General features: G+C 49.3%; 12 protein-coding genes and 1 pseudogene. 8 read left to right on the top strand and 5 right to left on the bottom strand.

Annotated elements, in window-relative coordinates; all coding sequences use genetic code 11:
- Positions 1 to 52 precede the first annotated feature (52 nt).
- Positions 53 to 247, top strand: coding sequence for a hypothetical protein (locus tag MF4836_RS35675; RefSeq protein ID WP_153050288.1), 195 nt, complete (start codon positions 53 to 55; stop codon positions 245 to 247).
- 156 nt (positions 248 to 403) lie between these two features.
- Positions 404 to 646, top strand: a complete 243-nt coding sequence (locus tag MF4836_RS30375; RefSeq protein WP_078473475.1) for a hypothetical protein — start codon at positions 404 to 406, stop codon at positions 644 to 646.
- 133 nt (positions 647 to 779) lie between these two features.
- On the opposite strand, the gene MF4836_RS30370 is transcribed toward MF4836_RS30375, so the two are convergent.
- The gene (locus MF4836_RS30370) at positions 780 to 1,784 is read right to left on the bottom strand and encodes a replication initiation protein (protein ID WP_078473474.1); all 1,005 of its coding nucleotides are present in this window, start codon (positions 1,782 to 1,784) and stop codon (positions 780 to 782) included.
- Positions 1,785 to 2,041: 257 nt separating this feature from the next.
- Between MF4836_RS30370 and MF4836_RS35245 the strand changes: the two genes are divergently transcribed.
- A complete protein-coding gene (locus tag MF4836_RS35245) occupies positions 2,042 to 3,352 on the top strand; it encodes a hypothetical protein (protein WP_153050287.1) in 1,311 nt (436 codons plus the stop codon).
- Positions 3,353 to 3,415: 63 nt separating this feature from the next.
- Here the strand turns inward: MF4836_RS35245 and MF4836_RS30360 are convergent, their stop codons facing one another.
- A complete protein-coding gene (locus tag MF4836_RS30360; RefSeq protein WP_153050286.1) occupies positions 3,416 to 5,224 on the bottom strand; it encodes a hypothetical protein in 1,809 nt (602 codons plus the stop codon).
- Positions 5,225 to 5,418: 194 nt separating this feature from the next.
- On the opposite strand from MF4836_RS30360, the gene MF4836_RS30355 reads away from it, so the two are divergent.
- Complete coding sequence (locus tag MF4836_RS30355; protein ID WP_078473471.1) at positions 5,419 to 6,945, top strand: EAL domain-containing protein; 1,527 nt, start codon at positions 5,419 to 5,421, stop codon at positions 6,943 to 6,945.
- Between the two features lie 89 nt (positions 6,946 to 7,034).
- Here MF4836_RS30355 and MF4836_RS30350 read toward each other — a convergent pair whose 3' ends face one another.
- Positions 7,035 to 8,630: a recombinase family protein gene (locus MF4836_RS30350; RefSeq protein WP_078473470.1), complete on the bottom strand. Its 1,596-nt coding sequence runs from the start codon at positions 8,628 to 8,630 to the stop codon at positions 7,035 to 7,037.
- Positions 8,631 to 8,693: 63 nt separating this feature from the next.
- Here MF4836_RS30350 and MF4836_RS30345 point away from each other — a divergent pair.
- Positions 8,694 to 10,151, top strand: a pseudogene (locus MF4836_RS30345) (ATP-binding protein); the annotation flags it as partial.
- A 178-nt stretch (positions 10,152 to 10,329) separates the two neighbouring features.
- Here the strand turns inward: MF4836_RS30345 and MF4836_RS30340 are convergent.
- Positions 10,330 to 11,604, bottom strand: a complete 1,275-nt coding sequence (locus MF4836_RS30340; RefSeq protein WP_078473469.1) for an MFS transporter — start codon at positions 11,602 to 11,604, stop codon at positions 10,330 to 10,332.
- A gap of 320 nt (positions 11,605 to 11,924) precedes the next feature.
- Complete coding sequence (locus tag MF4836_RS30335) at positions 11,925 to 13,184, bottom strand: CaiB/BaiF CoA transferase family protein (RefSeq protein WP_078473468.1); 1,260 nt, start codon at positions 13,182 to 13,184, stop codon at positions 11,925 to 11,927.
- A 331-nt stretch (positions 13,185 to 13,515) separates the two neighbouring features.
- Between MF4836_RS30335 and MF4836_RS30330 the strand changes: the two genes are divergently transcribed.
- The 3 genes from MF4836_RS30330 (at position 13,516) to MF4836_RS30320 (ending at position 16,193) form a co-directional block, all read left to right on the top strand.
- Entirely contained in the window at positions 13,516 to 14,427 is a 912-nt protein-coding gene (locus MF4836_RS30330; RefSeq protein ID WP_078473467.1) for an SDR family NAD(P)-dependent oxidoreductase, read from the top strand.
- Between the two features lie 94 nt (positions 14,428 to 14,521).
- The gene (locus MF4836_RS30325; RefSeq protein WP_202971970.1) at positions 14,522 to 15,253 is read left to right on the top strand and encodes an FAS1-like dehydratase domain-containing protein; all 732 of its coding nucleotides are present in this window, start codon (positions 14,522 to 14,524) and stop codon (positions 15,251 to 15,253) included.
- A gap of 109 nt (positions 15,254 to 15,362) precedes the next feature.
- Positions 15,363 to 16,193, top strand: coding sequence for an HpcH/HpaI aldolase/citrate lyase family protein (locus MF4836_RS30320; RefSeq protein ID WP_078473466.1), 831 nt, complete (start codon positions 15,363 to 15,365; stop codon positions 16,191 to 16,193).
- Positions 16,194 to 16,276 lie beyond the last annotated feature (83 nt).

Raw genomic sequence — 16,276 nt, 5'->3', positions numbered from 1 at the left:
TGAAAAAAACACAATCCAAGTGCTAAAAATAAGTGTCATGGAGAATTTAATCGTGGAAAAATCTGATATATCACAAGCCTTTACTGTTTGGGTAGCGGAGTATTTAAATGGTTTTCCGTTGACCGAAGAAGAATATGATCAAGCGATGTTCGTGGCGGAGAGGCTTGAGTTTGAAGGGCGAGTCAACCATAGCGAATGGTTGGAAATGGTATGGCGGGCAAACGCTGCACTTGTGCGATGCACCTAATTGGAGCATGGGTTTGTGATGATGGGAATCATTCTCCGAATCGCTTTGTATCAATATTGATACTGTCGCGACGCTTTCGATGTTTTTGAACATCCTCTGGAAATTTTGAAGTTAGGTGCTAACGTAAGGTGAGAACGTAAACACGGAGCTAATCACATGGACAAGGAATTCGTCTACAACCCTGAAACTCCCTGCATTGTCCTGCGCAACGGCGAAGACGTGGGCGCTCTGGTCGCTGGCAGGCTCTACCGTTTTGACTGTGGTCTAAAAGGGTGTCCTGATACTTGCATTTTGGTCGATGATTTGCTTTTTGAGTTTGGCGAGAGAGTTGGTCATTTAGAGGGAAATAAGATTGTAATTGAAGCAAGCCAAGAGACCCTTGAATTAATAGAGTCTTGATTGGCGTCTTCTATTTTTCAGAAATTTTATGTGTTTGTTGTGAAAAGCCCCTGCCAAGTTGCGCCCCCCTACGGGGCTATTATCCTTGATATAGTAAAAGTCTAACTTTAGTGCCAAATTGATATTTCGCCACTTAAATTAGTCCTTGGCTTTTCTTTCTATAATACGTTCTACGGCTTATATTCAACTTCTCCCAAGGCTTATCCTGGGCTTCAACTGGGCGTTCAGTATCGACATTATTTGCTTTTCTATAATAGTAAGTGGGTTTTGGTATGCCTTCCTCTTCCCAAGGCTTGCCATCGACATAGATTAGATTTGCAGAACTCTTTTTTCTTGACTGTTTAGCCCTATCACTTTTCAATTCATTAAGCCTCTCTATAGAGAAATGGCGAGTAATGAACCGATAGACACTATTCGCAATGGTTTCAACCTCTCTTGTCCCTAACTGGCACTCAAATGTATTAAATACCATCGCTTGTTCAAGAATGTTTGAGCGTAGCTCTGTCTGGTGGCATCTATGCCAATTCGCATATGCCCATAAACGGAGATTTTCAAACAGTGTGCAGTTTCTACCCGAGGCGAATCCGTCTTCAATTTTCTTTTTCTTTTTTTCGTCTCTCTGTTTTTTAACAAGGTCTTTATCAACAAACTCGTTGAGGTAGTCGAGGTCGTAGGGTGTGCTTTCGTAAGAAAGGACTTTATAGGCGGATGACTTGAATGGGTTTTTGGTTAAAAGCCCATTGTAATTCATATCTGCGCCGATCTTTACTGCAAGCCCATGCTCAACATCGGAAAAGTATTTGATAGGCTTTTGGCGCCCCGTCACGTCGTTTTTAACGGATGTTTTTAGTATGTAGGTCATGTGAGAGCGACCATTATCTAAATTTCTCACAATCAAATGTGGTGCTGGCAATCCTTTGTCCGCCCAATCCAATACGCTCATATCACTATCCAAATCAAGTATGATGAAATATTTATGAGTCAACGAATTTGGCTGAATATGGTTTGATTTTAGGGCTGAATCTAATGCGCCTATCTTCTTGCCGAAGTAGTAGTCGTTAGTGTGGTAAGGCTTTGGTGGAAGTTTTGACTTGTATTGTTCAAGCGTGTTTTCAAGTCGTAATTGGGCATTGTTCATTTTCTCCTCTAATTTTTAGTTATTTAGGAGAAAAAATTGAGACTGGCTCTTGCTACATCAACTTGAAATGGTATATTGGATATACAAAGCGTTGAACGTAGAAATTAATAGGTTGGAAGCCCCCTAATTTCTACTCCTTGTATTAACTTAACATTTACCCCTTAAAGTGCAAACTTTAAGGGGTTTTGTTTTTGCGCACTGTTTGACGTGATATAGTTTAAGTAAGTCTAATTAAAACAAAAATGAAATATACAAGAATGTTCCTCGCTTCGCTTTTTCTAATGTCCACTCAACAATATGTTTATGCAGATGCTGGTGGTAATGGTGATTACTCGTGTTCGTTCTCAACGTCATGCCCAGTCGGTCAATCAGGCTCTATTTCATTTTCAATGGTCGTACGCCCAGCAAAGCCTAAGATGGCAAATTGCACTTTGGCTAAATCGTACGCACAAAATAAAGTTAATGAAGGTTGGGCTAATAACGACATACAGTATAGATTAGACAAGGATTATGGAGATGGAGGGCACGCTAGAATCAGTAGGTCATGCGTAAACAATGCGCCAACTTACCAATCAACACAAAATGAAGCACAATCGCTGGCGTGTCCAGAAGACAAACCATTGGGAACTTGGACTCAAAAACGCACCTACGACCAATGGAGTGATGGAAGTAAACAAAACTATTCTTCTTGGGTCAATGTAACGAAAACGTGTGCAGCCATTCCAACGCAAACCGTTGAGACGAAAGAAGGTGTGGAAGAAGTTAGTTGTGATTCGTATTATGGGGCAGTGCAAGGCAGTTATACTGGGTCTGTCTACAAGTATGGAGAGCATGTATCAATCTTTGCTGATGGTAAGACAACTACAATTTTTAATGTTAAGTCCATAGATGTAACATCTTGCACAGAAGAAATTCAAGGGCTTTCCACTGAATATATGAATGGCGATTGTCCTGCTGGGCAAACTGGATTGATTCAGTATTATCGTTACAAGGCTGTTAATGGAAAGTCGGAAGCGGTTTATCCATATGGAAGTGATTGGGTTACATTAAACAACACTTGCTCTGCAATGGATGTTGATAAGGCGAAGGATAGCCAGGGTCAAGGTGAGAAACCTAGCTTGCTTGGGAATATATATTTTACCTCCACAGATATAATCAAAAGTGACGCCCTCACCAGTTACTTAAATACCATTGCCGATAAGGGCTGGTCTGCAACGGAAAAGCACAAGCTAACTGTAAATATCGAAGATTTGAGTAGTGGGAAATATAACGCTACCAAGATAAGCAATGCAATCGCGAAGTTTCAATCCGTAGTTGGTGCGAATAATGCCGATGTTAATTTGGTTCTGCCTCACGCAATTGAAAAATTGATGGGGGATGGCGGGGTTACGACTGCGAGAACATCCAGCAAATCAATCATTCTTAAAAACATTGAGCTTGTTGGTAATGATGCGATAGTTAAATATCTTGATATTTCCGGCAACTCAAACTCAATGCCAGTTGAAAAGCAGTTTAAAATACCGGTTTTAACAAGCGCTGTGAGTTTGCAAAGGGTAAGTGCGAATTAACTGTTATGGTGCGAGAATTACATATTGTTTTTTATATAAATAAGCCACCCCTTGGTGGCTTATTTATGGCTTTATGATTCTGCGTCGGACTTCTTTTGCTTCGGGTAGGTCAGGAAAAATATCGTTATACTTGTCTAAAATTTCCAATTGCTGGTCTACTTCTGATTCTGCTTTTTTAGTATAGGATTTATTTGCTGTCCTATCGTTCTCTCTAACCCGTTCAAACGCATGTCTCGCCTGCTCTAAAAATTTCTCCTGAATATCTTTGCGTCTTGCGGAGAAAACCTCATCTATCCAACTCACTACGCCATCCAATAAATTGGAAAGATTTGTTTTGTATAGTTTTAACTCGGCTCGTGATGATGCTATTTCTGCCTGAATTTTATCCCGTTCTACGGCTCTGGTTGCAATGGTCTGCTTATAGCAGTCAGAGCTACGGCGATATGAGGCTGCTTGTTCGTGTTCATCGACTGTGGCTTGCTCTGCGAGCTTTTGACGCTCTATGGCGTCCTCTGCCTTGGTTAGCTGTGCTTTAACGTATCGTTTAGCCTGCTGGGTGTATTCTTGTGCTTTATGGGCCTTTTGCTCTGCCTGCGCAGTAGACAACTCTGCCAACTTGGCTTTTCTATCAGCTTCGTCCCTTTTCTCTTTGGCGAGCGTATAGAGATTAAAGGCACGTTCTGATTTAGGCTTTTTAGATTCGCCATTGATGTAGCGGAGCGTGTTCATGTGGCCTTCGGTCTTTTCGTGTTTCTTGGCAAAATAAGGCGTATTTTTTAGTAGCCTGTTGTTTGTATAGGCGTAAAACATATCCTGTAAATACCCGAACAATAATTGAGACTCCAAAAAATCAGGCGTTTCACCAATAAGTTCTGTTCCTGGGCGATGCTTTTTTAGGTAGGAATTAACTTTATTGATCTGCGTTTCACGCAGGTCATAACGCCCGGTTTTACTGTTCTTGGTTGAAATAAATAAGTGCGGATGGTCGCTATGGTCTTTTAGGTCAACGTCTTCATCACCATGCAAAACAATGAAGTGAATAGGGTATTCAGGAAATACCTGCTGGTAAAAACCTTTGATTAGGTCAATTCGACCTTCTGCGCTAACCCCTGAAACTTCGTTTTTAGAGGGGAATTTAAAAAAAGCTTCCTGGATGACTGCTTGGTTTTTTCTTATGAGAGGCTTTGGACCGCTTTCAATCTCGTTATGACATTCGAGAAATTTTCGCACCGTATCGAGTTTCTGATTTTTTCGTTGTATGTCGAATAAGGCAAGGTCAGATAAAAGCTGTTCAGTATCAACAATACCTTTGATATTAAGTATGTTTTGAAAAGCGAGGATGCTTCCATCGTCAGTTTCTTTCTTGCTTGCGTTCTTGACTTTATTTTTTAGTTTTGTCCGCGCTTCCAGTAGTTCAGCTCTGTTGTTCTTAACGACAGTTGGTGCTTCTGCCTCATCTGCTATTTTTGCAAGTAGTGCTTCTCTCTGCTCTTTCGGATAATCGTCGAGTTTGGTTGTGCCAGTTTCAGGGAGCCAGATTAGATTAAGATGAGATTGTTCATCAAACCATTCCAGCTTCTTCGGCTCACTTGCTGGTATGCGCAGGGAGTGGCGTATGCTCTTAAATAACTGACGGCGACCACCGTGTCCATTGGTTGATTTTTTCTTAATCTCATTTGTATAGTTCAATGTCTTAAATATCATTGACGTTATTTTTTTGCCATTCATTTTATCCTCATGTTGATGGTTATATTGGAGTAGAGTGATTTTAGCTTCTGCCATTCCGGCAAGGAACCCGTGCTTACTACCGCAAGCGAAGCGTCTTTGCGAAGCAAAGTGTGGTGGTAAGCCCAACGGGTTAGAATAAGCCATACATAAATATTAGCATTTGGGGATCAATGCTTTTTTGCTTTTTTGCTTTTGGCTGGATTTGTCCAGCCTGCTTTTTGCGCTGGATTTGTCCAGCGCCCTCACGCGTAGCGTGATGTGTAAATACTTTCACTGCCCCTATGCAAGGCTTGATGGATGTGACATAACCTTTCATAGGTGAATGGTCGGAGGCGCCAATGGAGATTCATAAAAAATTCACACTTCTTTGTATAGCTGGAAGCGTGGTTTTGGGCGTGGGGCTTACGCTTGGTGCTTCACAAGTGATATGGCTAGCAAGTGCTAATATTAGAATTGAAACCTATTCAGCCTTTCTTTTAAACCATGCCGAAATGGTAGCAGAAAACCTCACCACAGCTCTTGACGAGCTAAACAAATTGACGAGTGAGTCATGTTCTCCATTAGATTTAGATTCGATGAAATTAATCTCCTACAACTATCGTTTCATAAAGGATTCAGGAAGGGTTATAGGTAATAACGTAATATGTTCGGCTATGTGGGGAAAGATTTCACCAGCCTTTCATATTGAAGGAGAGGGTCAGCTAACAAAGAATAATGCGAGGCTTTGGCGCAGCGCATCAAGTTATTTTCCTAGTGCTACAAAGATAGATATATCAGCAAAGGGGCACTCCTTCGTTGTTACCTCACCTACCGCATTTGCTCCTTATGAGCATCCCTCCGAAGGACTCAGTTCCTCTGTGACATCGCGTGACGGATCTATTACAAGGCGCTCATTTGGAGAATTTACAAAAAGTAGCATATTTACTGGAGCGTCATCAGATATTTGCTCTGATAAATATGATATCTGCATCAAGGCAAATATTGTTGCAAATTTTTTCTCCATGAAAAGGTTCGGGCTAATCTCATTTATTTCGGTGCTGGGGGCTTTGCTGGGGTTAATGGTGTTTTATACCGTCCATCAATTTCGTAAAGTTACAGGGTCGCTGACTTATAAACTAAAAGTCGCTATTAACAACGGTCTAATTTCGACTGCTTATCAACCAATTGTTCATGGTGCAACAGGTGGCGTTGTAGGCTTTGAAGTGTTGGCGCGGTGGCACGATAAAAAATTCGGCGCAGTTTCTCCTGACGTATTTATCAGGAAAGCTGAAAAGCTCGGTTTAGAAAAAAAGCTCCACGAATTAATTGTCAGTAAGGCATTTGAGGAATACTCCAAAGGTTTATCTAGCAATCCGGGAATATATTTAGCCTTTAATGTGAGTACAAAGGACTTAGTGGATGGCGCCTTGCTTAATCATATTTCAAATACAGCCAGCCTTCACAATGTGGCGCTAGAGCAAATTGCAATAGAGATACTTGAAGGTTCAACCTGCGAAATTAGTCAAATGGGACGAAAAATTGATGATTTACGAATTGCAGGTTACAAGGTTTTGCTTGATGATTTTGGGTCAGGATATTCAAGTCTAGCTTACTTGGCAAAACTAAATGTTGATGTAATTAAAATTGACAAGACTTTCACGCAAGCTGCTGGGACAGATTCACCAGCAGCGGTTGTCTTGAAAAAAGTCTATGAAATAGCCCATACTTTGAATGCTAAAGTCGTTTTTGAAGGAGTGGAAACAGAGCATCAAAAAAAAGCAATTTTAGAAATTTGCCCTGATGCATTAATGCAGGGCTGGTTATTTAGCAAGGCATTACCGATTGCTGAGTTGACAGCCACGATCAAATCCCAGGCAGACTCTTGAAATACAATGATTTTCGCACATGACTGATTTTAACTTAGCCCTAAAAGGTGCCCAATCTTGATTGGGTGCGTTTTAGGGCTGTATATGCGTTATTTTAGATGAGGTTTATATCGAGCCGTGTAACCGTCCGGCGTTACGTCAATTGTATCTAAGTGTTTGTCAGCGTGATAAATATCAAGCTCAAAGTATTTCTTTTTGATTGGACTTATAATGAGCTTAATTTTTTGCGCTCGAAGAAAATTATTTATTTTGATGCGCCCTCTTTCTGTTAGCAAAAGGCGGTAAATCTCCATCACATTAAAGTCAGACTTGCTCGCCAAATGCATTGAGCTTATTTTCACGCTTAACATATGCTCATCTTCCTTAAGCTTGTCTAGCTCTTGGCTAACCTCATCAATCCTACTCAAAATATACTTTTGAGCGCTTTCGGAAGATTGTTCGAGAATGGCAAAGTTATTGCCTAATGCTTTCTCCTTCAAGATTATTAATCCAGAAACTTCCTCATGCTCTTTTTCAAGCGCTTTAATGTCATCCGTCTTGACGATAATTTGATGAAATGGAATGAGCGATTGATATGCCAGGAATATCGACTCTACCAATGCATATCGGTGCCTGATGCCTTTACCGGGCGTTGCATATGAGCATTGTCCTACGGTCGAAGCCTGACAAACCAAATCAACGTATAAACTTTTTTGTGCGTGATAGCGAAAAGTTGAACCGCATTTGCAAAAGACCAAGCCACGCAAAATGTTTCTGAATTCTTGTGCTCTTCGTCCTGCCAGTGATGGGTCTTGCCGTTCTTTAAGCTTCGCGCTTATCCTATGAAACTCTGATTCACTGATAAGGGCAGGGTAATAGCCCTTGATCTCCTTCTTAATTTGTATTGGCTTCCCTGCTTCCCACTCCATGGCAATATATGAACCGTATATTGCTTGCTGGTGAAGAATATTTCCTATGGTCTTGGCAGAGTATTTTTTAGGATGCCCCTCTTGGTTAAGCTCTTTGGCAATAGACTGAAACCCAATATCAAAGCATAGTTCTGTGGCGCGCTTTACGGCTTTTGCATGCTCATTAAGAGTAAATTTACCGTCTACAAGGTTAATCCAAAAAGGACAGCGCTTGGTGATAACTCCGCCATTTTCACCTTTTAAAAGGTTCCGTGCCTTGGCATCGGAAATACGCTCTGATTTGGACCGACTTTCATCATTAGCTCTTTCCAAAATATTCTGAATTAAGCTTATATCTGCACTGCTGTCTTTCTTTCGTCGAGAATATAGGCGATTGTCAAATAGGGTGTAAATCGCACAATCCGCTTGGATGATAGATATTATAAGTTCAAGCGCGTCATACCCGCCCATGCGACTAATGCGGTCGAAGGATTCGACCAATAGCAGGGCGTTTGGCAGGATTTCTTTTGCCTTTATTCGTTCTACGAATTTGGCCAGTTGTCCAGATTTTAGGTTTTTGCCTTTGAAGGCGGAAACACCTAAATCCTCGTAGCGTTCGACCTGCCTTGCTTGGGGGTATTGCTCGAAAAAACGGTTAAGCTGTTCAAGCTGTCGGATCTCCCCGAAGCCCAGCTTCTGAGCCTTGGATGAAAAGCGGATGTAGCTATAAACGTTGATTGTGTCGTCACCTTGGAACACCTCGAAAAATGCCCTTGGCAGTGGGTTTGCTGTTCTCATGGATGCTCTCAACCCCTAGTAGGTACTGGATTCTAGCCCTTTCTACAATTTGCCTCACTCATTGCGGTCATCGGCATCCTGGAGCTGGCGCTCAAGCGCGCCGACAGCGAGCCCATCGACCGTGCGAGCATCGAAATTGCCCACACTTCGGCCAGAAGCCTGCTGGAATTGATTGGCGATATCCTCGATATCGCCCGTATCGAATCGGGCCGCCTGAGCCTTTCGCCCAAGCGCGCTAACCTGCGCGAACTGGTTGAATCGGTCGCGCGGGTATTTGAGGGGCTGGCGCGACAGAAACGTCTGAACCTGGTGCTGGAGATCGATTCGAGCATCAATTGCGATGTTCTGGTCGACGCCCTGCGGTTCAAGCAGATTCTCTCCAACCTGGTCAGCAATGCGATCAAGTTCACTGAAGAGGGCATAGTCAAGATCAGTATCGTGGGCAGCTTGAGCGACAGCAGCCTGCTCAATGTGAGTATCCGTGTCGAAGACAGCGGCATCGGTATCAGCTCGGTCGATCAGCAGCGCCTGTTCCTACCGTTTTTCCAGGTGCAGCGCACGATGCAGCACTCTGAAGGTACGGGCCTGGGCCTGGTGATCTGTCGCTCGCTGTGCGAAATGATGGGGGGCCGGCTGAACATCAGCAGCACCTTGGGTCGGGGTACGCAGGTCGAGATCGAGCTGCGGGTGCAAGTGCTTGAGCCCATCAGCGTCACGCAGCTCTCGGCGCTACCAACGTCCCCGCAGCGTTATCGCCTGCAGGTGCTGGTGGTGGATGATCATCAGGTCAATCGCCAAGTGCTGTGCCAGCAACTTGAGTTCCTCGGCCACGATGTCGGCGAGGCGGAAAACGGCCAGAAGGCCTTTGAATACTGGAGTGAACAGCCTTTCGATATTGTCATTACCGACTGCCACATGCCGGTCATGAATGGTGTCGAGCTGACTCGTGCAATCCGCCGTATGGAGCAGGAGCGGGCGTTGGAGCCCACCGTGATTCTCGGCCTGACCGCAGACGCCCAACCCGAAGAGCTTGAACTGTGCATACTGGCAGGCATGAACGATTGCCTGATCAAGCCCATCGGGATTGATGATCTGGACGCTCGCCTGCTGGCGCTGCACCAGGCCGATCAGCTCGAACATTCCTCCTTGCAGCCACTGGACGCGACACACGGGGTGGCGCAACTGGTCGATCTTGGCCCGCTGGAGTTGTTGATCAGCAGCGAACCGGTGAAATTCCGCCAGATCCTGGATGAACTGATCAACAGCAATCGCAAGGACTGCCAACGGATGTTCACGTTGTTGCAAGAAGGCGAGATCGACAAACTTTCGGAGCTGGCGCATCGCATCAAAGGTGCTGCGCGGGTGGTGACAGGCGAGCAGTTGGTGGAGTGCTGTCGGCGCCTCGAAGCGGCATGCGAAGACTCGCAAGTGACATCGGCGCAGCTCAGGCAGGTGGTGGAGGAGGTCGAAACGGCTATCAATGCGCTGGAGCGGGCGCTGCTGAATCTCCAGCAGCGCTGAGGGGCTGTATCAGATGGCGCCATATCCGCTTGATGCTATGCATCCACTCATCCCAAAACCGTAGTGTCTCGGCATCAGTGCCAAAGCCGGCGCCTTTGTCCAGGGTACAGAGCTCAAGGGCCGTGTGTGTTCTTGAGTTAAACAAGGGGGGATTTATAACGGGTCAATGTTTAGAGGTTTATTGTTTGATGGGGTCGAATTGCTTTTCTTTGATAAACAGCGCGGGAATAACTCCGCAAATGAAATAGGCCGCCCCCATAATCAAGAAGCCGGTACCAATGGACGCATACGTGGCCAGAAAACCTATGGTTGCCGGAGCAATGGCTGCGCCAATACGCCCGATATTATAAGCACCGCCCACGGCCGTTCCTCGAAACTTTGCCTCAAAGCTTTCTGTCATGTAGGTCGCGTTGACGGCATAGGGTATCCCATACAGAAAACCAAAAGTCACCATCAGCGGCAAGATGGTTTCAGGTGTTTGAAACAACACGATGATGGGCAGGAAAGCGGCAGTTGATAGTGTCCCAAATGCAAAAGTGGCTCGGCGGCCGAATTTATCCGCGGCGATGCCGGCTAATATTTTGCCTACTATCATGGCGGTGTAAGTTCCAACCATATAGGTGGTCATGGACTTGAACTTGATCCCCAGTTCACCTTCGAGATATGAAGGCATCCAGTTGTTCACGCCAAAGTAACCAAACTGCAGGAAGCAGGCAGTGAGCGCCCAGAATATAAACATGCGGTTGGCAGCCGGGTCATTCCAGATCTGTCTGAAGGTGCCAGCGCCTTTGTTGCGGCTCCATGTTCGCGGTTGAGTTCCTTTGGTTTTCAAGCGATCGGCGCGTGCTTTTAACCAAATGTCTGATTCAGGAACAAAGATCTGCATGAATACCGCGAGCACCACGGGAATCGCGGAAACATAAAATAACCAGCGCCAACCGTGCTCGGGCAAGATCCACCCCGCAAGCAAGGTCGCGACTATATAGCCTACCGAGTAGCCCGCCTGCAGGGTGCCAAGGACCGTGGTTCTGTACCGTGTGGGCACGTATTCCGCCATAAGGGTCGTACAGGCCACATAAACCGCGCCCAAGCCCAGGGATGCGATAAAACGTATAACTGCAAATTGGCTGTAGCTATTCGCCAGCCCTAGGGCACCGCTGGCCAGACTGAATAACACAATGCTCCAGATGATGGTCTTGACCCTGCCGAAGCGGTCACACAACCATCCACCGTAAATGCCACCTATGGCCATGCCGGCCAATGTCAAACTGCCTAAAGTCCCCGCCTCAAGGCTGGTCAGCCCAAACTCCGATTTCAGGCTGCTTAAACTATAGGAAAGGAGCATCAGGTCGGTGCCGTCAGCGACTAGGCAGATAAAGCAAAAAAAGAAAACTACAATCCAAGTTCGATCTTTATTAAGTGTGAGTGCTTGTGTCTGAGCAATATTGTTCATGTGTATGCCTGTGTTTATTATTTTTATAAGGGTTTGACTTTTTGTAGGGTAAAAATATATCGGTACAGTGCGAGGTTGTGACTCGCCATCACGCGGCTATCGTTAGTCGTTCTGTTGGCGTTGCTCAGGATCGCTTTATGCGGTTTGTAATTAAGGAGGTTTGTCAGGCCCGTTTGTGTTGCGTGTTATTTGTATTTCGCCTGGATCCACGGTTTTTGGTTTAAAAGAGCGATTTGAAATGGTGGTCGTGACCTTCAAATCTGCACTTTTAACCTTGCTCTCATGCTGAGGCGTGTAGGTCTCCAGTGGATTTGCAGCGCTCACGATGTAGGGCTTTGTTGCCCTGGGCGATTCCAGATCACGCCGGCAGCTGCCAAGTGTCGTAACTCATCAGTCGAGAGGTTGATCCACTGGCTAAGAATTTCTTCGGTGTGCTGTCCAAGCCTTGGCGGCTCGCGACGATAGTCGGCAGGTGTCTCGGAGAGCTTGCCAGGATAGGCCAGGGTGGGGATGTCTACGTTATCGTCTCGCACGAAATGGTGGACCGATTTTCTTGCTTCGATAAACGGGTCGGCAAAGACCTGGTCGATGGTGTTGACGGGGCCTGCCGGAACCTTGGCAGCGACCAGTTGCGCTATCAGTTGGTGACTGCGCCATGTTCCTACGATCTCTTCAAGTTCGGCTTCCAGTGCATCACGGTGAATGACGCGTCCTGAGTTCTCCATGAATCGCTCGTCAAGCGCGAGGTCGGGGCGCCCCAGCACCTGGACCAGTGCTTTGAACTGGTGGTCGTTGCCCACTGCGATGATCAGGTCGCCATCCAGGCTTTCGAACGTGCGATACGGAACCACTGTCGGGTGCGCATTACCCATGCGCCCCGGCACTGTGGCGCCCACCAGCCAGCTCATGGCCTGATTGGCGAGCATGGCAATCTGGGTATCGAGCAGCGAACAGTCGATGTGCTGGCCGATGCCGGTTTTCTCTGCGTGACGCAGGGCGATCAGCACCGAGACGTTGGCGTAGATACCGGTAGTCAGGTCGGTGATGGCGACCCCGACCTTGGTGGGAGCGGCATCCCGATCGCCGGTGATACTCATGAGGCCGCCCATGCCCTGGGCGATGAAGTCATAACCGCCGCGGTCTGCGTACGGGCCGTCCTGGCCGAAGCCGGTGATGGAGCAATAGACCAATTTAGGGTTGATGGCTCGCAGGCTCTCGTAGTCGAGCTGGTATTTTTTCAGCCCGCCGACCCGGAAATTTTCAACCAGGATATCGGCCTGTGCCGCAAGGCGCCGGATCAGGTCGGCGCCTGCCGGGTCAGCGATATCGATCGCCGCGGAGCGCTTGTTCCTGTTGCAGCCAAGGTAATAGGCGCTTTCACCTGGCCCGCCCTCGCTGTCCTCGGGAAGGAATGGAGGTCCCCACCTGCGGGTGTCATCACCCACCCCGACCATTTCGATCTTGGCCACGTCGGCGCCGAAATCTCCCAATATCTGCGTGCACCATGGGCCTGCCAGTACGCGGGAGAGGTCCAGTACACGCACGCCCTCCAAGGGGCGCTTGCTGGTGTTCGTGTTCATTTGTCAGTCATTCCTCATCTCTAGAAAAAACAGGCCTCCGTCGTTGTCGGCGGTGTGAGTCGTGCTGTGGATGTCGAAGCTACTTCAAGTTGATTTTGTTTTCAATATGGAGAATGCTATTCAGCATGATGACTAAAACAAGGTGTTTCAGTTCTATAGATAATCAGGGGATAGGCCGTGATTTCCGTGGACTGTTAAGGCTGTATGTCGACTTATCCTTATTGTTTGTAGGATTTTTCGTTGATTTTAAGCTTCGTCGTGCAGAACAAGATGGCCAGGGATAGAGGGTTTTGCGTTTTGCTAAATTTCCGATTGCTGATTGAGGTTCAGAATGGTGATTCTAGAAAGCAAGGTGATTGTGGTGACGGGCGCCGGTGGCGGTATCGGGCGGGCCATGGCGCTGGAGATGGCGCGCGCCGGTGCGGCGGTGGTCATAAACGACGTCGGCGTGTCACTGGGAGGCGAGGGCGGTTCCTCCTCGCCGGCTGAGGAAACCCTGAAACTGATCGAGGCCGAAGGCGGGCGCGCAGTCATCAATACCGACAGCGTTGCCGAGTGGAGTGGCGCGCAACACATCATCGCCTGCGCGCTGGACAGCTTCGGTCGGATCGACGGTGTGGTGAACAACGCGGGGATTATTCGTGACGTGATTTTTCACAAAATGAGCCCGCAAGACTGGTTGTCGGTGATCCAGGTTCACCTCAACGGCAGTTTCTTCGTCAGCCGTGCGGCGGCCGAGCACTTTCGCCAGCAGGAAAGTGGCGCCTTCGTGCACATGGTCAGCGCCTCCGGGCTGATCGGCAACGTCGGCCAGGCCAACTATTCGGCGGCCAAGCTGGGCATTGTCGCGCTCTCCAAATCCATCGCCCTCGACATGCAGCGCTTCAACGTGCGTTCCAACTGCATCGCCCCATTTGCCTGGAGCCGCATGACCAGCGCTATTCCGCAAACGAGCCCGCAGGAGACGGCGCGGGTTGAGCGCCTCAAGCAGATGACCCCGGAAAAGAACACGCCACTCGCCGCGTACTTGCTGTCCGATCGGGCCAAGGATGTGAACGGGCAGGTGTTCACCGTACGTCGCAACGAAGTGATGCTGATGAGTCAGAGCCGCCCGCTGCGCTCGGTGCAACAGAGTGAAGGTTGGAGCCCGCTGAGCATCGCCGAACATGCCATGCCGGCGTTGGCCGATGGCTTCACGCCCTTGCAGGTGAGCGCCGATGTGTTCTGTTGGGATCCGGTCTGACCGCTCGGTCAGCAGCCATTCAATAAGGAGATAGAGCCATGAGCTTCAAGGGTCCGCAACAACGCTGCCTTGCCCGCTTACCGGAGGCTTGGCGATGAGCACTCAGCAACCTGAGGCAATCCAGGCCTGGCTGGGGCGCCGCGAAGTGTGCGAGGCGCTGCTCACCGAGCAGATGCTCGAGGCCTATCGTGCCACCCTGGGTCCGCATCTTTGGCAAACCGAAAGTCATGCGCCGCCGGGTTTGCACTGGTGCCTTGCTCCGTCCACGGCACAGGCCGGCATGGATGAGCTGGGGATTGATGGGCATCCGCAACGTGGCGGTTTTTTACCGCCGGTGCCTCTGCCTCGGCGAATGTGGGCGGGGGGTGAAGTGCACACTCTGGCACCGCTGCCACTTGGCCAGCGTATCCAGCGGGTGTCGACCATTGCCGATATCCGCTTCAAGACCGGGCGCAGCGGCCAGTTGTGTTTCGTCACGGTCGAACATGAGTTGTCCTGCGCTGGAAGGTTGGCCATTCGCGAGCGCCAGGACATCGTCTATCGAGGCGCCGCGACCTGCACTGCGGGCCCAGCCGAGGCAGCACCGCCGCGACGGGGCCAGCGGCAATGCTGGGTACAGACGCCGCCAACGCTGCTGCTGCGTTACAGCGCACTGACCTTCAATGCCCACCGCATCCACTACGACTTGCCCTACGCCACCGGTGAAGAGGGTTACCCCGGGCTGGTGGTCCATGGGCCGCTGCAGGCCAGCGTGCTCTTCAACCTGATGGCCAGCCATGCCGGGCGGGTGCCGCAACGCTTTGCCTACCGTGGTCTAGCCCCTTGATTGGCGGACGGGCATTTCGTGCTGCGGTGAATTGGCAGCAGCAGGGAGCCAGCCTTGAGGGGTGGACCCAGGATGCGGATAACCAGGTGAACATGGAGGCCAGTGCGACATGTTAAGCAGCTCTTTTCGGGCGCCGATTGCGGCCTTGTTTGTGCCGGGCGATCGCCCCGAGCGTTTTGCCAAGGCTGCCGCCAGTGGGGCCGATACCGTCGTTCTGGATCTGGAAGACGGCGTGGCGCCGGCAGCACGCGACGTAGCTCGGCGCTCCGTGGCTCTACATGGGATTCAATCGGTGCCGGTCATTATTCGGATCAATGCCGCCGCCAGCGAGGCCTTCGAAGGCGATCTCATCGCGCTGCGCGCTGCGCGTTTTGATGGGCTGATGCTGGCCAAGGCCGAAACGGCCGCCGATATCCAGCGCGTGCACGATCTGCTGGGGTACCAGGTGCCGGTGATTGCACTCGTGGAAACCGCCAACGCCTTTATTGACCTCGCCGGCCTGCTTCAGGCCCCGGGTGTGGTTCAAGCCGCCCTGGGTGCGCTGGATCTTGCCCTGGACCTGGGCTGCCAGCCGAGCTGGGGGGCGCTGGCCTACTGCCGCGGGGCGCTGGTATTGCAGTCGCGCCTGGCAGGCTTGCCGCCGCCGTTGGACGGTATTGCCACACGTTTTGACGACCCGGAGGCGGTGCACCACGAGGCATTGATGGCCGCCGGCCTTGGCTTTGGCGGCAAGCTGGCGATTCACCCGCGCCAGGTGTTGCCGATCAAGCAGGCGTTCGTGCCGGATGCCCAAGCGATTGCCTGGGCGCGCGCTGCGCTGAAGGCCTGTGACAGCGGCGCCGTGGTGCAGCTTGATGGCGAGATGATCGACCGGCCGCTGATCGAGCGAGCACGACGCATTCTTGCCCGAGCGATCAACACCGGGGACTGCGCAGTATGAACGCCTGGTTCGGCGCTGCCCGGATAGCCGCTTCCAAGCCCCCGGTCGAGCGCGCCTGTTCAAACGTCCTGAACGGGGGGCGT

It is taken from the genome of Pseudomonas sp. MF4836 (assembly GCF_002018875.1).
In the GTDB taxonomy this organism is placed as follows: Bacteria; Pseudomonadota; Gammaproteobacteria; order Pseudomonadales; family Pseudomonadaceae; genus Aquipseudomonas.
This window is presented reverse-complemented; position numbering and strand designations above follow the sequence as displayed.